Genomic DNA, 21,901 nt, shown 5'->3' with positions numbered 1-21,901 from the left:
CCGTCTCGTAGAGCTGAGGTACGCATGGCCGTCCACGGGGGATTACGCCTGCTCACACGTCCCAGACGTCTGGTCGCGGTTGTCGCGGCCGCGTCGCTCGCCGCCAGTCTCCTGTCGGGCGCGCCCGCCCTGGCGAAGCCGAAGGAACCGGAGCTGGCGAAGGCGCCGGCGACGTCGCCGGGACAGTCGGTCAAGGGTGTGAAGCCGCTGCCGACCAAGTTCGTGACGCCGCCGGACGACGCCAAGTCGACGTTCACGCCGACGCGGACGGCGTGGCCGAAGGCCGCCTCGGCGCGGGTGGAACTGGAGGCGGTTCCCGCCGGTGCGCGGGCCGCGTCGCCGGCGCGGGTACGTGCCGCCGGTACACCGGTGTGGGCCGAGTCGGTGGCGGCGAAGGCCGGTGAGTCGGTCGGTGCGCGGCGCCTGGACGTGAAGGTGGCCGACCGCAAGGCCGCCGAGGCCGCTGGGGTGGATGGCGTGCTGCTGTCGGTGTCTCCGGACGCTGGCTCCGGCTCGGTACGGGTTGGTGTGGACTACGCGGGGTTCGCCGAGGCGTTCGGCGGTAACTACGGGTCGCGGTTGCGGTTGGTCCGGTTGCCGGCGTGTGCGCTGACGACGCCGACGCGCAGCGAGTGTCGGACGGGTCAGCCGTTGGCCTCGACGAACGACGCCGGGGCGAGGTCGGTGTCTGCCGAGGTGCCGCTGGCGGCGGATGCGGGCGCTCGGGCGGCCGGCGGCGTGACCGTGCTGGCGGCGGTTGCCGCGGCTGCTGAGGAGGGCGGCAAGGGTGGCACGTACGCGGCCACGGACTTGAAGCCGTCGGGATCGTGGACCGGTGGTGGGAGTACGGGTTCGTTCACGTATTCGTATCCGGTGACGGTGCCGCCGGCGGCGTCGGATCTGGTGCCGACGGTGGCGTTGTCGTATGACTCGGGCAGCGTGGATGGGCAGACCGCGTCGACGAACGCGCAGGCGTCGTGGGTGGGTGACGGTTGGTCCACGCCGCGCTCGTACGTGGAGCAGACGTTCGCGTCCTGCATGGACGAGCCGGGTGGCAGCGCGTCGCCGGTGAAGACCCCGGACCGCTGTTACGACGGCCCGTTGTTGACGTTGTCGTTGAATGGTTCCTCGACGGCGTTGGTGTGGGATGCCGCGAAGAAGGTGTGGAAGCCGGAGTCGGACAACGGTGAGGTCGTCACGCACGTCGAGAACGCGAACAACGGTTCGGGGACGTACAACACCGACTACTGGCGGGTGACTCTGCGCGACGGCACCAGTTACGAGTTCGGTCGTAACCGGTTGCCGGGGTGGGCCTCAGGTAAGGCGGAGACGAAGTCGGTGGACCACTCGCCGGTGTATTCACCGCACTCGGGCGACCCGTGCTACAACTCGGCGGGGTTCTCGTCGTCGGTGTGCACGATGGCGTACCGGTGGAACCTTGACTACGTCACTGACACCAACGGCAACGCGATGGCGTACTACTACAACCAGGCCACCAACTTCTACGGCCGTAACAAGGGCGCGACGGATGTGTCCTACATCCGCGACAGCAACCTGGCGCGCATCGACTACGGGTTCACCGACGGTGGCGCGTACGGCACGGTGGCGAACCAGATCGTCTTCAACACCGGTGACCGGTGCCTGTCGGGGACGTGTCAGCCGTTGAATGCGGCGAACAAGGCGAACTGGCCGGACGTGCCGTTCGACTTGATCTGCGCCTCGGGGGCCGACTGTGACGACTGGAGCCCGTCGTTCTTCTCCACCGTCCGGTTGACGTCGATCGAGGCGAGGCAGTACAACACGGCGACCTCGACCTACGAGAAGGTCGACTCGTACGCCCTGTCACACAGCATGCCGGCCACCGGTGACGGCACGTCGCCGACGTTGTGGCTGACCGGGGTCGTCCGTACCGGTCATGACACCAGCGCGGGTGGGTCGACGGCGGCGATCACGTTGCCGTCGGTGTCGTTCACCGGCATCAAGTTGCCCAACCGGGTCGACACCGCCGGTGGGTTGCCGTCGTTCTACCGGCAGCGCATCGCGACGATCACCACCGAAACCGGATCGGTGATCAGTCCCAGCTACGAGTTGCCGGTGCCGTGCACCGCCCCGGTCACCACCGACCCGGCGGCGAACACGAAGTCCTGCTACCCGGTGTACTGGACCCCGGACGGGTACACGGACCCGTTCAAGGACTGGTTCAACAAGTACGCCGTCACCCGGGTCACCTCCACCGACCCGACCGGCGGCGCCGCTGCCCTGTCGACCAGCTACAAGTACCTCGGCGGGGCGGCCTGGCACTTCGACGAGAACGAGGTCGTCAAGACCAAGTACCGCAGCTACGGGCAGTTCCGCGGCTACGCGAAGGTGCAAACCTTCACCGGCGACGGCGTCAACGACCGCCGTACCCAAGCCGAAACCGCCTACTACCGCGGCATGTCGAAGAACAACAACACGACAGTGGTCAACCTGACCGACTCCGCCGGTGGCCTGCACGAGGACATCGACGAACTCGCCGGCAAGGAACTGGAAACCACCCAGTACCTCGGCGAGAACGGCCGCGTCGACTCCTCCACCATCACCTCGTACTGGGTGTCCGGGGCGACCGCGACGCGTTCCCGCACCGGCTTGCCGGCGTTGACGGCGCAGTGGGTCGCCCCCATCAAGACCTACACCCGTCAGGCCGTCACGAGCAGCGGATCGGTGACGTGGCGCAACACCGGAACGGACAGCAGCTACGACGCGAACACCGCCAGCGCCACCTTCGGTGAACTGAAGAACACCTACACCTACACGGTGCCGGTCGACGCGGCGTACAACCAGTGCACCACCTACACCTACGCCCCGGCCAACACCACCAAGAACCTCGCCGGGCTGGTCAGCCAGACCGAAACCGTCTCCGTGGCCTGCGGCGGGTTCACCCAGGGCAGCCCCGCCTCGGTGCCCGGCAGCGTCAACACCCTCACCGCCCCGGGCAGCGTCAACCGACCCGCCCAGGTGGTGAAGGCCGAACGCAGCTTCTACGACGTGACGGACTTCTCCACCACGTTCCCGCAGGCGGCGGCCCCGTCCAAGGGCAACGTCACGATGACCCAGGTCGCCAAGGACTACACCGGCGGGGCGTACGCCTGGCAGACCACCGGACGGTCGACCTACGACAGCTACGGCCGGGTCACCGACTCGTACGACGCCAAGGGCAACAAGACCACCAGCGGCTACACCATGAACGCCGTCAAACTGGTCACCGCGACCTCCAGCACCAACGCCGCGGGACACGGTGGGTCCGTCACGCTCGACACGAAGCGCGGCATCCCGCTGGTCAGCACCGACGCCAACGGCATCGTCACCACCCAGCACTACGACGCGCTCGGCCGCGCCACGTCGGTGTGGTTGAACTCGCGCGCCACCAGCGTCGCGGCGAACCACAAGTTCGCCTACACCGTGTCGAAGACGGGCGTGTCGGCTACCACCACGCAGACGCTGAACAACTCCAACGGCTATCAGACGTCCGTTGCGATCTACGACGCGTTGCTGCGCACGCGGCAGACCCAGTCGATCACCCCGGCGGGTGGCCGCATGATCACGGACACGTTCTACGACACCCGTGGTGGGACTCGCGCGTCGTACAACGGCTGGTGGGATGACGGGTCGTTGCCGACCGTCAGCACTCCGGTATCGGCTGCGAACCTGGGCAAGCAGGTGCCGAACCAGACCCTCACCACCTACGACGGCCTGGGCAGGGCGGTCGTCGTCACCAACGCGAAGAACGGCGTGACCGTCTCGACGACGACCACCGTGTACGCCGGTGACCGCACGACCGTTGTTCCGCCTACCGGCGGGGTCGTCTCCGCCACCCTCACCGACCCCATCGGTCGCAAGAAGGAACTGCACGAGTACAGCGCTCGTCCGACGGTGACGACGCCGGCGGACACGTTCACCGGGATGTTCACCGTCACCGGTGGTACCGCGACGGTCAGCAAGTACGGCTACGACGAGCACGGCAACCAGTCGACGCTCACCGATGCCAGCAACAACGTGTGGACCTCGACCTACAACCTGCTCGGCCAGGTCGTGAGCAGGGTCGACCCGGATGCCGGCACCAGCAGCATGAGCTACGACGCCAACGGCAACCTCGAGCAGTCCACCGACGGGCGCGGTAAGACCCTGTCGTTCACCTACGACTCCCTCGACCGCAAGATCGGCGAGTTCGCGGCGACGGTGGCGAACCAGTCGACGGCGAACCGGCGGGCGACCTGGGTGTACGACAACAGCAACAGCGTCGCGGGGGTCACCAACGCGCTAGGGAAGCTGACCACCACGACCGCCTACCGTGATGGGCAGGCGTACGTCACCCAGCAGAAGGCGTTCAACGTCTTCGGCAGCTCTCTCGGCACGACGGTCACCGTCCCGGACACCGAGGGCGCGCTCGGTGGGTCGTACGTGTTCGGGCACACCTACTCCTCAGTGCTGGGTCTGCCCCTGACGGACACCTACCCGTCCAAGGGCGGCCTGCCCTCGGAGACCGTTCTGCACGGCTACACCGGTGTGCTGGACCTGCCCACCACGCTCGCCGGTCTCGCCGGATACAGCCAGAGCGTCAGCTACGACGCCTACAGCCGGGTCGACCAGCAGAAGATCGGCTCGGCGAGCAGCCATGCCTTCGTCACCAACACGTACGACCCGCACACCGCCCGGTTGACCAACCAACTCGTCACCCGCTCCACGACGACCCCGACGACTGTGGATGAGCAGGAGTACAGGTACGACCTGGTCGGGAACATCACCCGCAAGATCAGCAAGCGGTTGGGCGCCACCACCCCGGCGGAGACGCAGTGCTACGGCTACGACGGCCTGGCCAGGCTCACCGAAGCGTGGACCGGCACCGACGCCTGCGCCACCACACCCACCGACACCAACAAGTCAATGGTCGGCAACACCATCGGCGCCGGTAGCGCCTACTGGACCAGCTGGCAGATCGACCTCATCGGCAACCGCACCAAGCAGGTCGAGCACAACCTGACCGGCGGCACCGACACGACCACCACCTACGCCTACAACGGCAACGGTCAGAACAAGCCGCACACCCTGACCTCCACCACCAAGACCGGTGGGTCTACCGGCACCACGTCGTACACCTACGACAACGCCGGTAACACCACCGGCCGCAACGCCGCCCAGGGGAACCAAACCCTCACCTGGGACGACGCCGGCAAGCTCGGCACGGTCACCGGAGGCACCAGCGGCAACAACTCCTTCATCTACGACGCCGACGGCAACCTTCTGTTGCAGAAGGAACCCGGCAAGAACACGCTCTACCTGCCCGGACAGCAACTCACCCTCAACACCGCCAGCAGCGTTGTCACCGGCAGCCGCTACTACGCCCTTCCCGGCGGCGGCACCTGCATCCGCACCGGCAGCACCGCTTACACCTTCGCCATCGCCGACCACCAGGGAACGCCGACCCTCTATCTCGACAGCACCGCCCAGAACCCGACGTGGCGGCAGTACACCCCCTACGGCGGACAACGCGGCGCCGCTATCACAGGGCCCGACAACCACGGCTTCCTCAACAAGCCGATGAGCCCCACCGGTCTTACCATCGTCGGCGCACGCTCCTACGACCCGACCATCGGCAAGTTCGTTTCGGTGGACCCGCTGCAGGACGCTCAGCAGCCCCAGCAGTGGAACGGCTACTCGTACGCCAACAACACACCGGTCACGTTGAGCGACCCGACGGGACTCATCCCCGAGGACTGCCGGCACTTCGACTGCTACGGCTACGATCCGCGGCCGCTTAAGAAGGGCGACGGACGCGGCGCCGGTGGCTGCCCCGGCGGCTGCGGCACGAAGAAGAACGTGAGCTGGGGCAAAAAGCACCACAGGTCATCGACGAAGGCGAAGTACGTACCGCCCGCGAGGAGGACACCGCCGCCGACGAAGCCAACCACCCGGTCCGGTCCTGGCGTGGATCCAAGCGCTACGTCCTCTCAGGTGTGTGTCTTCAATCGGTGTACGGGTTGGCAAGCGGGCAACTGGTGCCTGGACTGCGCGTTGATGGAGGCCGGGCGCCGGCTTCAGCGCGTTGAAGACCGGGCACTCGACGGTCTTTACGGTGAGGCAGGATACTGCCTAGTTCTTTGCGCCCAAGTCCAGGTGAACAGTACGGGGGCCTATCTGAACCTCGGCGGCCATGGTTGCTGCAAGGTGGGCGGGGCAATCGGAATCACAACCGCTCCACCGGAAGAGCAACAAACCGATGATGCCAACTTCCTCGGCGTGCCCGTAAAACCCACTTCGTATGGGGCTTGTGTCGTCTACTATGCTGGCCCATGTTATGTGGGGGGTGAGCGCAATGGTTCCGTGGAAGGGCATCGCAGTTACTGGCATGGCGGTGGCATCGGATTCGGTGGAGGCATCGGATACTTTAGCGGCGGAACCGCCTGGAGTAAGAAAATTATTGGCTGGTAATTCCTTCTACCTCGAGAGTGTCTAATCGTGAACTCTGGCAACTCCGCTCAGGACCTGGTATGCAGCGTATTTGTCGTACTGTCCAGTGCTTTTCTGATCTGGGTTGCAAGGCGCTCCATGCGGCGTGAGGGGGTTTCATCGCCCTCCCGTTGGGATCCCCTGGCACAGATCAAGAGATACCCGCGTTACTCGATTCTCATCTTGGCCTTCCTGCTCCTGGCTGGCCTGGTAGCTGCGGTTCAATCTTTGATATCCAGCGTTAGGGGTGCGGATTAGGTTAGAAAAAGCTTCGGGTGCGGCGATTACGCCGCACCCGAAGCTTTCGTCAGCCTTGTCCTAGTTTTCGCGCTTTATCGGCGCCTGGACACTTACTTATGCCGGTGTGGTCGCGGACCGCAGCCAGACGACGCCCAGGGGTGGCACCTGAAGGGCGGCCGAGGCGACCATCCCGTGCCACGGCACGTCCTCGGCGTGCACCGCACCCATGTTGCCCACCCCGGAACCGCCGTAGTGGTGCGCGTCGGTGTTGAGCACCTCCTGCCACGTCCCGCCGGCGGGCAATCCGACCCGGTAGTCGTGCAGTGGCTGGGCGGAGAAGTTCGCCACGCACACCAGCGTCGAGCCGTCCGGGGCGATCCGGACGAACGACACGGTGTTGTTGGCGACGTCGTCGCCGGCGATCCAGCGGAACCCGGCCGGCTCGGTGTCCTGTGCCCAGAGCGCCGGAGTGTCCCGGTAGACCCGGTTGAGGTCACCGACGAGTCGTTGCACGCCGGCGCGGGCCGGGTCGTGCAGCAGGTACCAGTCGAGGCCGCGTTCCTCGCTCCACTCCCGGTCGTCGGCCAGTTCGGAGCCCATGAAGAGCAGTTGCTTGCCGGGGTGCGCCCACATGTACGCCAGCAGCGCCCGTACGTTCGCCAGCCGCTGCCAGGTGTCGCCGGGCATCTTGCCGGCCAGTGAGCCCTTGCCGTGGACGACCTCGTCGTGGCTGATGGGCAGCACGTAGTTCTCGCTCCAGGCGTACGCCAGGGAGAAGGTGAGCTGGTGGTGGTGGTGCTGGCGGTAGATCGGGTCCTTCGAGGTGTAGAGCAGGGTGTCGTGCATCCAGCCCATGTTCCACTTGAACCCGAAGCCCAGCCCGCCGTCGGCGGTGGGGCGGGTGACCCCCGGCCAGGCCGTCGACTCCTCGGCGATCATGACGACGCCGGCGTGGTGCTTGTAGACGGTCGCGTTCACCTCCTGCATGAGCGCGATGGCCTCCAGGTTCTCCCGGCCGCCGTACTTGTTCGGGGCCCACTCGCCGTGGTTGCGGGAGTAGTCCAGGTAGAGCATCGAAGCGACCGCGTCGACCCGCAGCCCGTCGACGTGGAACTGGTCGCACCAGTAGAGCGCGTTGGCGACCAGGAAGTTGCGGACCTCGTTGCGGCCGAAGTCGAAGACGTAGGTGCCCCAGTCGGGGTGCTCGCCGCGCCGCGGGTCGGGGTGCTCGTAGAGCGGTGTGCCGTCGAAGCGCGCGAGGGCCCACTCGTCCTTCGGGAAGTGCGCGGGCACCCAGTCCAGGAGTACGCCGATGCCGGCGGCGTGCAGCCGGTCGACGAGGTGGCGGAACTCGTCCGGGTCGCCGAACCGGGAGGTCGGCGCGTAGTAGCCGGTCACCTGGTAGCCCCAGGAGCCGCCGAACGGGTGCTCCATCACCGGCAGGAACTCCACGTGCGTGAAGCCCAGTTCGGTGACGTAGGCGGTGAGTTGTTCGGCCAGTTCGCGGTAGCCCAGGCCGGGCCGCCACGAGCCGAGGTGCACCTCGTAGACGCTCATCGGTTCCTGGTGCGGCTGTCGTTCGGCACGCCGGGCCAGCCAGTCCGCGTCGTCCCACCGGTACGTCGAGTGGTGCACCACCGAGGCGGTGGCCGGGGGCACCTCGGCGTACGCCGCGAGGGGGTCGGCCTTGTCCCGCCACTGCCCGTCGGCGCCCAGCACCCGGTACTTGTAGCGGGCCCCGGCCCGGGCGTTGGGGACGAACAGCTCCCACACCCCGCTGGAGCCGAGCGACCGCATCGGCCAGCCGTCGTCGGGGCCCCAGCCGGTGAAGTCGCCGATCACCCGAACCCCGCGGGCGTTGGGCGCCCAGACGCTGAACGCCACGCCCTCGTCGAAGACCCGGGCGCCGAGCGCCTCCCACAGCCGCTCGTGCCGGCCCTCGCGGATCAGGTGCAGGTCCAGCTCACCGAGGGTTGGCGGGTAGCGGTACGGGTCGTCGTGGGCGGTGCCGTCGACCTCCACCCGGTAGTCGAGCACTGTGCCGTCGACCTGCGCCTCGAAGACGCCCACGTCGTGCACCCGCTTCATCGGGTGCCGCTCGTCGCCGACGAGCAGCGCGACGTCGCCAGCACCACGGCGCATCGTGCGGATCGTCGTCGAGCCGTCGGCGGGGTGCGCGCCGAGCAGCGCGTGCGGGTCGTGCGTCGCGCCGGAGATCAGCTGGTCCATCGGGCGTCCTTCGGAGCGGCGTCGGTCGGTACGGGGGCGGACGGGCGGGTGGCCGCTCGCCGCGGTGGGGTCGGAACCGGGCCCGACCGGCGGGGCGGAGTCGGAACGGGAGCTGTCGACGCAGGAGGCGCCGGAGCAGGAGCTGTCGGCGCAGGAGGCGCCGGCGCAGGAGGTGTCGGCGCAGGAGGTGTCGGGACGGGGGCTGTCGGTGCGGTGCCACCGGACAGGTCGTCCGGCACGTCGGCGACGGTGAGGTCGGCCGGCTCGATGCCCGCCGGCTGCGGCTCGGTCGGCGGGGCCGGGCGACGCACCGTCAACACGTGGGCGGGTTGCAGGTACGGGTCGAGCCGTACCGCGTTGCGCTGACCCCAGTCGTAGCTGGTGCCGGTCAGCTCGTCGTAAACGGTGAACCGTTCGTGCCAGTCGAAGCCCAGCGCCGGCATGTCGAGGGTGGTGTTGCCCCACTGCACCTCGCGCGAGTCGAACGAGCAGATCACGAGGACCGTGTTGCCGGTCTCCGGATCGTGCTTCGACCAGCAGAGCAACGCCGGATTGTCGATCTCGTGGAAGACCAGGTTGCGGAGCTGGTGCAGGGCCGGGTTGTCTCGGCGTACCCGGTTGAGGGTGGCCAGGAACGGTGCCAGCGAGCGGCCCTGCGCCTCGGCGCCGGCCCAGTCCCTCGGCCGCAGCTGGTACTTCTCGTTGTCCAGGTATTCCTCCGCGCCCGGTCGAGCCACGTGCTCGAACAGCTCGTAGCCCGCGTACAGGCCCCAGGAGGGGGAGAGCAGCGCGGCCAGCACCGCCCGGATCTTGAACATCGGCGGGCCGCCGTGCTGCAACGACTCGTGCAGGATGTCAGGGGTGTTCGGCCAGAAGTTCGGCCGCATGTAGTCGGCCGCCTCGATCAGCTCCTCGCAGTACGCCCGCATCTCGGCCGCCGTCGTGCGCCAGGTGAAATAGGTGTACGACTGCGTGAAACCGATCTTGCCGAGGCCGTGCATGATGGCCGGCCGGGTGAACGCCTCGGCCAGGAACAGCACGTCCGGGTCGACGGCCTTCACCTCGGCGATCAGCCAGTGCCAGAAGTCGAACGGCTTGGTGTGCGGGTTGTCCACCCGGAAGATCCGGATGCCCTCGCCGACCCAGTGCAGCACCACCCGCAGCACCTCGGCCCGGATGCCCTCCGGGTCGTTGTCGAAGTTGACCGGGTAGATGTCCTGGTACTTCTTCGGCGGGTTCTCCGCGTACGCGATGCTGCCGTCGGCCCGGGTGGTGAACCACTCCGGGTGCTCGGTGACCCAGGGGTGGTCCGGCGCGCACTGCAACGCCAGGTCCATCGCCACTTCCAGGCCCTGTGCCGCCGCCGCCTGGATGAAGGCCCGGAAGTCCGCCGGCGTACCCAGATCGGGGTGGATCGTGTCGTGGCCGCCCTCGGCGGCGCCGATCGCCCACGGTGAGCCCACGTCGGTCGGCCCGGCGGTGAGCGCGTTGTTGGGGCCCTTGCGGTTGACCCGGCCGATCGGGTGGATCGGCGGCAGGTAGAGCACGTCGAAGCCCATCGCGGCCACCCCTGGCAGCCGCTCGGTGGAGGTCGCGAAGGTGCCGGATCGGCCGCCCGCCGCTCCCTCTGAGCGGGGGAAGAACTCGTACCAGGCCGAGTAGAGCGCGCGCTTGCGGTCAACCCAGATCGAGTACGTGTCACCGGCGGTGACCAACTCCCGGACGGGGTGCTCCCAGAGCAGGTCGGCCAGCGCCAGCGCCGGGCCGACCCGCTGCGCCAGCGGCAGGTCGGTGTCGACCAGCGCGGTGAGCGCGTCGGCGACCCGGGGCCGGTCGGCGGTCGGCACGAGGCCCCGGGCGGCGGCGAGCACCCGCGCGCCCTCGGCCAGGTCGTTGGCCAGGTCCTCCGGCCCCTGCCCGGCGGCGATCTTCTTGGTCACCGCGTTCTGCCAGGTCAGGTACGGGTCCTGGAACGCCTCGACGGAGAAGGTCCACGAGCCGACGGCGTCCGGTGCGATGGTGGCGTGCCAGCGGTCCTGGCCGGGCTCGCCGGGGCGCATCCGGGTGAACGGCCGGCTCGCGCCGTCCGGCCCAGCCCACACCACGTTGCAGCCCAGCGCGTCGTGCCCCTCCCGGTAGGCGCGCGCCGACACCGGAATGGGCTCGTCGACCACCGCCTTGGCCGGGTATCGCCCGCACGAGACGACGGGGGAGACGTCTTCGATCGGGAACCGTCCAGTCACCCCGCCAACCTACTGCGCGAGATCCGTTCGCGCGCGGCCAAGCACCCCACCCGCTGCTAACCGCAGTGACATCGCTCAGACCGCGAGTCGGGGAGTGTCACGTATCGTTGGTATTACGTGACGGAGGTTCAGAGCATGCGGTTGAACAGCAAGGGCCAGGTGACGATCCCGGCGGCGCTGCGGGCTCGATACAACCTGCATGAGGGCGACGAGGTTGACGTGGTCGAGGAGGGTGGTGCCCTCCGCATCGTTCGAGTTCACGGTGCCGAAACCCGGGGCCAGCGCCTCGTCGGTCACATGCGGGGCCGGGGCAGCGCCAAGGAGACCGAGCACATGTCCACCGAGGAGCTGATGGAGCTGCTGCGTGGCGAGTGACCGGCGTCGGGCAGTGCCACCACGTCCGCCCGACGCGGTGACGACCCTGGTCGACACCAACGTGCTGCTGGACATCCTCACCGATGACCCCAAGTGGGCCGACTGGTCCGGTAGCGCCCTCGCCGAGGCCCGCGACGCGGGCAACCTGGTGATCAACCCCATCGTGTACGCCGAGGTGTCGGTCCGTTTCGACCGGATCGAGGAGTTGGACGAGGCGTTGCCGGCGAGGGACTTCCTTCGCGAGGAACTGCCTTACCTGGCGGGCTTCCTCGCCGGCAAGGCGTACGCGCGGTATCGGAGGCTGGGCGGCGTGAAGCGCTCGCCACTTGCCGATTTCTACATCGGCGCGCACGCGGCCGTGTGCCGGTACAACCTGCTGACCCGAGACGGCGCGCGATACCGCACGTACTTCCCGACCCTGACACTGACCACGCCAGACAACTGACCGCCGTTCTCGTCGTCCGGCCGTCGTCCGCTTGCGCGCGGCCAAGCACCTCTCTCCGACCCGCCCCGCCCCGCCCCGCTCCGCCGCGACGATCCGAAAAACTGCAAGATCACGCAGAATCCTGGTTGTAGTGGTGTCGCCGCGTCGGAGATGCCACTAAATCTTGGTTCGAGCGTGACCTTGATGGCGGTGGACACCCCAGGCCCGGGTTCCGGTCTCGGAGGCGGTGTCATCCACTACCGATATCACGCACGGCCTCCGTGACCCGACATCGTCGTGCCGGGAGGAGGCGCAGTTGGACGGGTGTTTGCCGGACGGCTCGTGTACGACATCTTCCGGTGTTGGGGGCACACCACCGAGCCGAGGGTGACGTAGCCTCCGGCCATGATCGAACGGGTGAAGGTCGCGGTTGTCGGTGTCGGTAACAACACCTCCGCACTGGTGCAGGGGCTTGCTCTCTACCGCCAGAGCGGCAGCCTGGTCGGAATCCGCAGGCCGATGATCGACGGGCTCGGAGTGGGGGACATCGACGTCGTGGCGGCCTTCGCCACCTCCGAGGAGAAGATCGGTCGGGACCTGACCGAGGCGATCTTCCTGGCGCCCAACAACTTCCCCCGGCTGGACTGCGACCTGCCCAGAGCGGGTGTGCCGGTCACGAAGGGCCTCGTCGACGCGAGCGAGGTGCGACGGGTGGCAGCGGTCCTGGCTGGGGCGGAGGTGCTGCTCTACTCGGCGCCGAGTGGCCGGCCGGAGACCGCCCGGGCGTACGCCGAGGCAGCCCGCACGGCGGGTGTCGCCTTCATCAACACCACAGCCGACCCGGTCGCCCGCGATCCAGAGCTGCTGGACAGCTTCGAGGCTGCCGGTCTGCCGTTGCTCGGCGACGACCTGGCGAGCCAGTTCGGCACCTCGGTGCTGCACAACGCGCTGCTGCGGCTCCTGAGGGAGCGGGGCCTCACGCTGGTCAGCTCCTACCAGGTCAATCTGGGCGGCACCGAAGACTTCCGCAACCTGGTCGAGAACCCGAACACCAAGAAGCAGTCCAAGCTCAACGCTCTCTCGGAGGCGGACAGCGTCGAGGTGGCCCCGCTCGGGTACCTGCCGCATCTGGCGTCGCAGAAGGTGGCTCACCTCAACCTTGAGGCGCAGGGTTGGGGTGAGACAGCGGTGAGCCTCGACGTGAAGCTGAAGGTGCACGACCCGAGCGGCGCCGCCGGTGTCAACATCGACCTGATCCGCATCGCGGCCAGCGCGTTACGGAACGGGCGTGGTGGTCATGCCGCCGAGGCGACAGCGTTGTTCAAGTCGCCGCCGGGCACGGCGATCTGACGTCCGTCTGCCTCAGGCCGCGCCGACGGAGCGGTAGACCTCCAGTGTCTGTCGGGCGATGGCGTCCCAGGAGAAGTGCTGCACCGCGCGCCGCCGGCCGGCCAGGCCGAACCGCTCGGTGCGCGTCGGGTCGGCGAGCAGCGTGTTGATCGCGGCCGCCAGGTCGGCGACGAAGCGGGCCGGGTCCAGTGGGGTGCCGGAGCCGTCGGTGGCCTGCGCGATCGGCACCAGCAGGCCGGTCTCGTCGTCGGCCACGACCTCGGGGATGCCGCCGGTCGCGGTGGCCACCACTGCCGTCTCGCAGGCCATCGCCTCCAGGTTGACGATGCCCATGGGCTCGTAGACCGACGGGCAGACGAAGACGGTGGCGTGCGTGAGCACCTGGATCACCTCGGGCTTGGGCAGCATCTCGGCCACCCAGACCACGCCGGAACGGTTGGCCCGCAGCTCGGCGACCAACTCCTCCACCTCGGCGGCGATCTCGGCGGTGTCCGGCGCGCCGGCGAGCAGGACGAGCTGGGTGTCCGCCGGCAACTCCCGGGCGGCCCGCAGAAGGTACGGCAGCCCCTTCTGCCGGGTGATCCTGCCCACGTAGACCACGCTGGGGCGGGACGGGTCGACACCGAGTCGGTCGAGGACGTCGGTGCCCTGGTCCGGGGCGTACTGGATGGTGTCGATGCCGTTGTAGACCACCCGGACCCGGTCGGGGTCGATCTGCGGGTACGCGGTGAGCACGTCGTTGCGCATTCCGCCGCTGACCGCGATCACCGCGTCGGCGGCCTCCATGGCGGTGCGCTCGATCCAGGAGGAGAGCGCGTAACCGCCGCCGAGCTGCTCGGCCTTCCACGGCCGCAACGGCTCCAGGCTGTGCGCGGTCACCACGTGCGGCACCCCGTGCAGCAGCTTCGCGGTGTGGCCGGCCAGGTTCGCGTACCAGGTGTGGCTGTGCACCACATCGGTGCCGGCCGCGCCGGCGGCCATCTCCAGATCCACGCCCATCGTGCGCAGCGCGGCGTTCGCGCCGGTCAGGCCCGGCGGTTCGGCGTACGCGGTGACGCCCGGCTCGGTGCGCGGCAGGCCGAAGCAGTGCACCCGTACGTCGGCGAGGCTGCGCAGCTCCCGAGCCAGGTACTCGACGTGCACGCCCGCGCCGCCGTAGACCTCCGGTGGGTACTCGCGGGTGAGCAGATCGACGCGCAGGGATCCGGTGGCCGGGGAGGAGTCGGTCATGTGCGCACCCTAGTGCAGAAGACTCCCCGTACGAGTGGTGAAGTGGGACGCGGGTGGATAGCGTCGGGGCATGGCTGCCAAGGTGCTCGCGATCGTCCTGGCGGGTGGGGAGGGCAAGCGCCTGATGCCACTCACCACGGATCGGGCCAAGCCGGCCGTCCCGTTCGGCGGGATGTACCGCATGGTCGACTTCGTCCTCTCCAACCTGGCCAACGCCGGCTATCTCAAGATCGTCGTGCTGACCCAGTACAAGTCCCACTCCCTCGACCGACACATCACCAAGACCTGGCGGATGTCCACGCTGCTCGGCAACTACGTCACCCCGGTGCCGGCGCAGCAGCGTCGTGGTCCGTGGTGGTTCGCCGGCTCGGCCGACGCCATCTACCAGAGCTTCAACCTGATCAACGACGAGCAGCCCGACTACGTGATCGTCTTCGGCGCCGACCACATCTACCGGATGGACCCGCGGCAGATGGTGGAGGACCACATCGCCTCCGGCGCGGCGGTGACAGTGGCCGGCATCCGCCAGCCGCTGTCGATGGCCGACCAGTTCGGCGTCATCGAGGTCGGCGAGGACGGCAAGCGGATCCGCGCGTTCCGCGAGAAGCCCACCGACGCGGTCGGTCTGCCCGACGCGCCGGACGAGATCTACGCCTCGATGGGCAACTACGTCTTCACCACCCGGGCGCTCTGCGAGGCGGTCGAGCGCGACGCGGAAGACAAGTCCAGCAAGCACGACATGGGCGGCAGCATCATCCCGATGCTCGTCGAACGCGGCGAGGCCAACGTCTACGACTTCCGCGACAACGAGGTGCCGGGCAGCACCGACCGTGATCGCGGCTACTGGCGGGACGTGGGAACGCTCGACTCGTTCTACGACGCGCACATGGATCTGATCAACGTGCACCCCGTCTTCAACATGTACAACTTCGACTGGCCGATCTACACCGAGCAGCCGCCGTGGCCGCCGGCGAAGTTCGTGCACCAGTGGGGTGAGCGGGTCGGCCGGGCGGTCGGCTCGATGGTCTCCCCGGGTGTGGTGATCTCCGGCTCGTTGGTGGAGAACTCGATCGTCTCCCCGAAGGTGCGGGTGCACTCCTGGGCGCACGTCGAGGGCTCGGTGCTGATGGAGGGTGTGGAGATCGGCCGGCACGCCGTGGTCCGGCGGGCCATCCTGGACAAGAACGTGTTCGTCCCGGAGGGCGTCGAGATCGGCGTCGACCTGGAGAAGGACAGGCAGCGCTACACCGTTTCCGACAACGGCATCGTGGTGATCGGCAAGGGCCAGAAGGTCGTGCCGTGACCGACCAGCACTTCCTGAGGAGGATCCCGCAGTGACCCACCCCCGTGCCGGCCAGCCCGCCGAGCCCGCCGACCTGGTCGACGTGCCGCGCCTGGTGACCGCCTACTACGCCGAGCATCCGGATCCCGCGGACCCGGCCCAGCAGGTCTCCTTCGGCACCTCCGGCCACCGCGGCTCCAGCCTGCGCAACGCGTTCAACTCCGACCACATCCTGGCGGTCACCCAGGCGCTCTGCGACTACCGGCGCGAGCAGGGGCTGGACGGGCCGCTCTTCCTCGCCCGGGACACCCACGCGCTCTCCGCGCCGGCTGCGGTGGACGCCCTGGAGGTGCTCGCCGCCAACGGGGTCACCGTTCTGGTGGACAGCCGCGACGGTTACACCCCGACCCCGGCGCTGTCGCACGCGATCCTCACGCACAACCGTGGGCGGACCAGCGGGCTCGCCGACGGCATCGTCATCACCCCGTCGCACAACCCGCCCGACGACGGCGGTTTCAAGTACAACCCCACAAACGGTGGGCCGGCCGACACCGACGTGACCCGGTGGATCCAGGACCGGGCCAACGCCATCCTCGCCGCGGGGCTCAAGGAGGTCCGCCGGATCACCTACGCGCGGGCGCGGGCCGCCGACACCACCGGGGAGTACGACTTCCTCGCCAACTACGTCGACGACCTGCCGACCGCGATCGACATCGACGCCATCCGCGACGCGGGGATCCGTATCGGCGCGGACCCGCTGGGCGGGGCGAGCGTGGCGTACTGGGGTGAGATCGCCGAGCGGCACCGCCTGGATCTGACAGTGGTCAACCCGACTGTCGACCCGACCTGGCGGTTCATGACCCTGGACGGCGACGGCAAGATCCGGATGGACTGCTCCTCGCCGAACGCGATGGCGTCGCTGATCGCCGCCCGTGCCGACTACCAGATCTCCACTGGCAACGACGCCGACGCCGACCGGCACGGCATCGTCACACCGGACGCCGGGCTGATGAACCCCAACCACTACCTGGCGGTGGCGATCCGTCACCTGTTCCGCACCCGCACCGAGTGGGGGCCGGACGCCGCGGTGGGCAAGACCCTTGTCTCCTCGTCGATGATCGACCGGGTCGCCGCCGACCTGGGTCGGCCGCTGCTGGAGGTGCCGGTCGGCTTCAAGTGGTTCGTGCCCGGCCTGCTGGACGGCGCAGTCGGCTTCGGCGGCGAGGAGAGCGCCGGGGCGTCGTTCCTGCGACGCGACGGCTCGACCTGGACCACCGACAAGGACGGCCTGCTGCTCTGCCTGCTCGCCGCCGAGATCCAGGCCACCACCGGCCGCAGCCCGAGCGAGCACTGGGCGGAGTTGGCTGAGCGTTTCGGCGCGCCCGCGTACGCCCGGATCGACGCCCCGGCCACCCGGGAGCAGAAGGCAGTGCTCGGCAAGCTCTCCCCGGAGCAGGTCACCGCCACCGAGCTCGCCGGTGAGCCGATCACCGCGACGCTGACCACCGCCCCCGGCAACGGTGCGGCGATCGGTGGCCTCAAGGTCAGCACCGAGTCCGGCTGGTTCGCCGCGAGGCCCTCCGGCACCGAGGACGTCTACAAGATCTACGCCGAGTCCTTCCAGGGCCCCGACCACCTCAAGCAGATCCAAGAAGAAGCCAAAGCCCTGGTAGACCAAGCCCTAACCCAGTCCTAACCCGCCCACCCCGCCGCACCCCACCCCGCCGGCTTATCGCCGTTGATCAAGAGGTTCGCGTCACTCCACCCGGCGTGTCGTGACGCAAACCTCTTGATCAACCCGGACGACGGGGAGGGGTGGACGGGGTCAGCAGGGTGGGCGGGGTCAGCAGGGTGGGGGTATTTCTCGTTGGGCGCGGCGCAGCTCCTCGGGGAGCAGTTCGCGGAGCTGCTCGGGTAGGAACGGCAGGTCGAGCAGCGTCATCTTCAACTGGTTGCGTTCCTGGTAGCGCAGCGGGTCGAAGCGCACCACCAGGCCGGCGTTGCGGCGGTAGCTGATCTCCACAGCTCCCTCGGTGGCCGGGTCGCGGAACACCAACCCGTCCATCTCCACCACCACTGGGGACGAGTCGGGCTCCAGCTCCAGCCGGATCTTCTCGTCCGGTGAGAGCACCACCGACCGGGAGATGCCGGCCATGGGCGCCGACGGCGTGACCACCATCGAGTCCGCCGCGGGGGAGATCAGCGGGCCGCCGGCGGCGTAGCTGTACGCCGTGGAGCCGATCGGGGTGCTGACCACCACGGCGTCGCACCGGTAGTAGCCGTACTGCTGGCCGTCGATGGCGAGTGTGACGTTGACGAAGCCGGAGCCGGGCTGGCGCACCAGCGCGATGTCGTTGAACGCCACCACGTCGTCGCCACACACGTCGCAGGCGAGGCAGGCGTGCGACTCGACGGTGAACTCCTTCGACAGCAACCGGCTCAGCGCCTCAGGCAGCTCCGGCGGCTCGATCTCCACGAGAAAACCCACACGACCCAGGTGTACGCCGAGCACCGGCTTCGGGTCGAGGACGGCGGATCGCAGCGCACCCAACATGGTGCCGTCGCCGCCGATGCTGATCAGGGCGTCGGAGCGGGTCGCCACCTCGTCCGCCGGCACCGGCACGATGCAGGACGAGACGCGGTGCTGGTCCTCCTCGCGCACCATCAGCGTCTTGTGGTGACGCGTCGCCCACCGTTCGATGATCCCGACCACCTCGGTGACATCCCGGGTGGGGTGCAGCACAAGTCCCAGCCCCGACACCCGTACAGCTCACCACATCGGCGGCGACCGTACCCGGCGTACACCGAAGGTGCGCCGACGGTCCGCGGACCGTCGGCGCACCTCGCCGCCATCAGGGGCGGGGCTGCCCGGTGAGGTGGGTCAGTGAGCGGGCGACCAGGTCGTCGCGGGCCGCCGGAGGCAGACCCTCCAACCCGAAGCCCAGATACACGGTGTCCCCGGTGACCACCACCGAGCCCTCCTCGAACGCCTGCTGGCTGCGTGACCAGTCGTTGGCGTTGCCAGCGGAGCCGGGCGGTGGGCCGGCCACCGTCCAGCCACCCAGGTCGGCCGACTCGAACGAGGTCTCCGCCACTGTCGACCCGTCAACCAGCACCCGGGCGTCGTCCAGGAAGACGCCGAGACCCTGGGTGCTCCAGTCCGAGGCGTACGTGATGGACACCTCGACCTGCTTGCCGGCGTAGCCCGACAGGTCGGCCACGAACTCCTTCCAGCCCCCCGACGACCCGCTCGCCGCGTTCCAGCTGCCGGTGCTCCCGGTGGGGGAGCAGTCAGCGCCCTGGTAGTGCGCGAGGAACGGGTGCAACTGCTCCACCCAACCCTGCGTGCAACTGTCCCCGGTGACAGTGCTGGTATTGCCGTTGGCGTCCGGCAGGGTCGTCCAGTCGTCGCTGCCCACCTCGTGCGCCTCGACGAACATGAAATCCCAGTCCTGCTCGATCTCGTAGGAGGTGAAGAAGCGCAACTCCCCGCTGCTCGCCCCGGTGAGATCCACAGTGCGCGTGAGGCGCTTGTACGACTCGTCGGTCTGCCCGCTGTACAGGTACCACTCACCCGTACGCGGATCGAACGGCGCGCCGCCCGGTCGGGACCAGCCCACCGGCGCGGAACTGGCGAACTGCGGGAACTCGTCCGGTGGCAGGAAGCTCGACGTGGTCAGGAACGACGCGGTGTGCGCCTGGTTCTCCGCCGAGCCGGAGGCGTTCAGCTGCCCGTCGAAGCCGGTGAACGCCGCGTCGGTCCCGGCGACCGGGTACGGCTCCCCGTCCGGGCTGGTCCCGCCGTCGCTGACATAGGTGTACGCGCCCAGCCAGTACTGCTGGAAGTCGTTCAGCAGCGGCAGACAGCTGGCGGCCTCGGCGTCGGTGCACTCCGGTGGCGCGTCCGGGTGATAGACGTACGACCCGTTGGCGCCCTGCGCGAACAACGCGTACTGGCCGCTGACCAGCAGTTTGCCGCCCTCGTTCAGGTAGTCCCGAACGGCCAGCTCGGTTTCCAGCGCCGCCCTGGCCGTCGTGCCGGCCACCTGACCGGGGGAGCGCAGGATCACGTCGTCGCCGGTCTCCCAGACCACCGCCTCGTAGTGCGACAGCACGCCGAGCGGGTGCGGCGCCTTGCGGCCCATCGCGTCGAAGTCGTACACGTCGCTGCTGCGCCCGGCGGCGCCCAGCGACGCCGCGACCTCGTCGGCGTACTTCGCTGTGGTGCCGGTCTGCGCCGGACTGAGGCCGGTGACGTCCTCCACAGCGAGGACCAGCACGTCGCCGCCGATGTCGTCGTGCACCCGATAGGTGAAGTGTTCGCTGGCCACCACCCCGGCACGCGGCTTGTTCCCGGTGAACCAGACCTCCACCCGGTCGCCCGGCTTCGCGCCGTTGACAGTGCCCCGTAGCTCGGCGTAGTAGTCGTCGTGTGTTTCGCCGTACCGCTCGCCGCCGCGCCACTCGCGGACCGCGACCGTCTTCGGCCGCCCACCGTTGACCGTGTAGTGCATCCGCACGTTCCGCAGCGCCCGACGGGTGATCGCGGCGACCTGCTGGGTGCGTCCGTACGAGGTGTCGAAGGCGTCCACGACGAAGTCCGGAGTGCTCCGACCGACCACCGAGACCGGGTCGTCCGGGTCCGCCGCCGACCGGGCCACTGCCAACGCGAACGGTAGGTTCTTGCTCACCTCGCCGGCGATCAGCGCCTCGTCGTCGGGGAAGATGAAGCCGCTGACGCAGTCCTCCGGGCGCCACTGGTCGTCCGGGTCGACGGCCGAGGCGGCCTCGCAGGTGGACATCTCCGGGGTGAAGCCCAGCGTGCCGTACCTGACGGTGGCGTGGCTGTCGGTGTCGCCGTTAGTGGTGTACAGCTCCGCGGAGATGTCCGGGTCGTACCCGGGCACCGCGGGGTGCGCGTCGTCACCGGCCATCGCCTCGTAGATCACGTCGTCCGGAGTGGGGGTGCTCACCTGCCAGCCGAGGCCGTAGAGCAGCAGTTCGGCCGCCGAGTGGTAGTTGACGAAGAACTCGAACCCGACCCGCTTGAAGAGCCGGTCCAGCGCCTTGGTCTCCGGCTCGGAGTTGGGGCCGGGGCCCCGGTAGGTCTCGCTGTTCGGCTCCGGTGACGAGCCCTCGTTGTCGTAGCCCCACTTGTAGCTGAAGTTGCGGTTGAGGTCGACGCCGTCGGCGGAGCCGATCTGCCCGTCACCGTTGTTGTCCCGCAGGTTCTTGCGCCACAGACGGTTGCCGGCGGTGAATGTGAAGTCGTAGCCGTCGGGGTTGGCGACCGGCAGGAACCACAGCTCGGTCGTGTCCAGCAGGTGGGTGATCTCCCGGTCGGTGCCGTAGCTGTTCAGCACGTGATGCATCAGCCGGCGGGTCATCTCCGGCGTGATCCACTCGCGGGCGTGCTGCGCACCGGCGTAGAGCACCGCCGGTCGCCGGCCGTCCGCAACGGTGCGCGCGTTCTTGGTGACCTTGACCGCGACGATCGGCTGCCCCTGCTGGCTGCGACCGATCGTCTCCACCTTGGTCAGCTTGGGATACCGGGCCGCCGTGGCGTTCAGCTCGTCTCGCAGGCCGCCCGGCTCACCGTAGGGACGGAAGCTCGTCCAGCCGGCCGCGGCCTGCTCCCGCAGCGCCTGCGACGCGTCCTTGCCGCGCACCTTCTTCACCGACAGCGGTACGCCCTTGTCGGTCAACCGCTTCGCCTGCCGTCGGCTGAGGACCGTCTCGACAGTCGTGCGACCGGCCGCGTCAGTCTTCGCGTCGTGGCCGAGGTCGACCCCCGCGGCGCGCAGTTGCTCCCGCTGTTTCGGGTCGACAGTGCCGACGTACACCTCCAGGCCGTCGCGGACGCCCGGGTCGGACGGCGGCCGCGCGCTGGCCGGTGGGGTCAGTGCCAGTGCGCCGAGCAGGGTGACCACGCCGGCGATCGCCAGTCGTCTCGGTCTCATCGCGCCTCCTTGGGTGAAGGACCTTGTAGGCGCGAGCCTTCGGCGTGCCGTTATCGATGTCAATCAGTCGATGGGAGCTTCG

General features: G+C 68.7%; 11 protein-coding genes. 6 read left to right on the top strand and 5 right to left on the bottom strand.

Features of this window, described 5'->3' with window-relative positions:
* Nucleotides 1-24: 24 nt before the first annotated feature.
* Nucleotides 25-6,468, top strand: coding sequence for an RHS repeat-associated core domain-containing protein (locus tag NIE111_RS22515; RefSeq protein WP_238686264.1), 6,444 nt, complete (start codon nucleotides 25-27; stop codon nucleotides 6,466-6,468).
* A gap of 372 nt (nucleotides 6,469-6,840) precedes the next feature.
* Here the strand turns inward: NIE111_RS22515 and glgB are convergent, their stop codons facing one another.
* Nucleotides 6,841-8,955, bottom strand: a complete 2,115-nt coding sequence (gene glgB / locus NIE111_RS22510) for a 1,4-alpha-glucan branching protein GlgB (protein WP_238686263.1) — start codon at nucleotides 8,953-8,955, stop codon at nucleotides 6,841-6,843.
* Nucleotides 8,943-11,198, bottom strand: a complete 2,256-nt coding sequence (locus NIE111_RS22505; RefSeq protein WP_238686262.1) for an alpha-1,4-glucan--maltose-1-phosphate maltosyltransferase — start codon at nucleotides 11,196-11,198, stop codon at nucleotides 8,943-8,945. Before NIE111_RS22505 ends, glgB begins: the two co-directional genes overlap by 13 nt.
* A gap of 117 nt (nucleotides 11,199-11,315) precedes the next feature.
* Between NIE111_RS22505 and NIE111_RS22500 the strand changes: the two genes are divergently transcribed.
* From NIE111_RS22500 to NIE111_RS22490, 3 genes are all read left to right on the top strand, one after another.
* Nucleotides 11,316-11,573, top strand: coding sequence for an AbrB/MazE/SpoVT family DNA-binding domain-containing protein (locus tag NIE111_RS22500; RefSeq protein WP_238686261.1), 258 nt, complete (start codon nucleotides 11,316-11,318; stop codon nucleotides 11,571-11,573).
* Nucleotides 11,563-12,018, top strand: a complete 456-nt coding sequence (locus NIE111_RS22495) for a type II toxin-antitoxin system VapC family toxin (RefSeq protein ID WP_238686260.1) — start codon at nucleotides 11,563-11,565, stop codon at nucleotides 12,016-12,018. Before NIE111_RS22500 ends, NIE111_RS22495 begins: the two co-directional genes overlap by 11 nt.
* Before the next feature lie 384 nt (nucleotides 12,019-12,402).
* Entirely contained in the window at nucleotides 12,403-13,347 is a 945-nt protein-coding gene (locus NIE111_RS22490) for an inositol-3-phosphate synthase (protein ID WP_238686259.1), read from the top strand.
* Between the two features lie 12 nt (nucleotides 13,348-13,359).
* Here NIE111_RS22490 and glgA read toward each other — a convergent pair whose 3' ends face one another.
* Nucleotides 13,360-14,577, bottom strand: a complete 1,218-nt coding sequence (glgA, locus tag NIE111_RS22485; RefSeq protein WP_274531528.1) for a glycogen synthase — start codon at nucleotides 14,575-14,577, stop codon at nucleotides 13,360-13,362.
* Nucleotides 14,578-14,647: 70 nt separating this feature from the next.
* Here glgA and glgC point away from each other — a divergent pair, with 70 nt between their 5' ends.
* Nucleotides 14,648-15,880 carry a glucose-1-phosphate adenylyltransferase gene (gene glgC, locus NIE111_RS22480; protein WP_091401467.1) on the top strand — a complete coding sequence of 411 codons (1,233 nt, stop codon included), beginning with the start codon at nucleotides 14,648-14,650 and terminating at the stop codon, nucleotides 15,878-15,880.
* A 31-nt stretch (nucleotides 15,881-15,911) separates the two neighbouring features.
* Nucleotides 15,912-17,555 (top strand): phosphoglucomutase (alpha-D-glucose-1,6-bisphosphate-dependent), encoded by a 1,644-nt coding sequence (gene pgm / locus NIE111_RS22475; protein ID WP_238686258.1) that lies wholly within the window; start codon nucleotides 15,912-15,914, stop codon nucleotides 17,553-17,555.
* Nucleotides 17,556-17,702: 147 nt separating this feature from the next.
* Here pgm and NIE111_RS22470 read toward each other — a convergent pair whose 3' ends face one another.
* Nucleotides 17,703-18,611: an NAD(+)/NADH kinase gene (locus NIE111_RS22470; protein WP_274531545.1), complete on the bottom strand. Its 909-nt coding sequence runs from the start codon at nucleotides 18,609-18,611 to the stop codon at nucleotides 17,703-17,705.
* Nucleotides 18,612-18,711: 100 nt separating this feature from the next.
* Nucleotides 18,712-21,819: a M14 family metallopeptidase gene (locus tag NIE111_RS22465; protein WP_238686256.1), complete on the bottom strand. Its 3,108-nt coding sequence runs from the start codon at nucleotides 21,817-21,819 to the stop codon at nucleotides 18,712-18,714.
* Nucleotides 21,820-21,901 lie beyond the last annotated feature (82 nt).

This window comes from Micromonospora hortensis (genome assembly GCF_022230935.1).
GTDB lineage: Bacteria > Actinomycetota > Actinomycetes > Mycobacteriales > Micromonosporaceae > Micromonospora > Micromonospora hortensis.
Note: the sequence above shows the minus strand (reverse complement) of the source record. Positions and strands in the feature narration are given on the sequence as shown.

Bases quoted from the DNA above. Each gene is read 5' to 3' on its own strand.
- NIE111_RS22515 (WP_238686264.1), top strand. From the start codon at position 25: ATGGCCGTCCACGGGGGATTACGCCTGCTCACACGTCCCAGACGTCTG.
- glgB (WP_238686263.1), bottom strand. From the start codon at position 8,955: ATGGACCAGCTGATCTCCGGCGCGACGCACGACCCGCACGCGCTGCTC.
- NIE111_RS22490 (WP_238686259.1), top strand. From the start codon at position 12,403: ATGATCGAACGGGTGAAGGTCGCGGTTGTCGGTGTCGGTAACAACACC.
- glgA (WP_274531528.1), bottom strand. From the start codon at position 14,577: ATGACCGACTCCTCCCCGGCCACCGGATCCCTGCGCGTCGATCTGCTC.
- glgC (WP_091401467.1), top strand. From the start codon at position 14,648: ATGGCTGCCAAGGTGCTCGCGATCGTCCTGGCGGGTGGGGAGGGCAAG.
- NIE111_RS22465 (WP_238686256.1), bottom strand. From the start codon at position 21,819: ATGAGACCGAGACGACTGGCGATCGCCGGCGTGGTCACCCTGCTCGGC.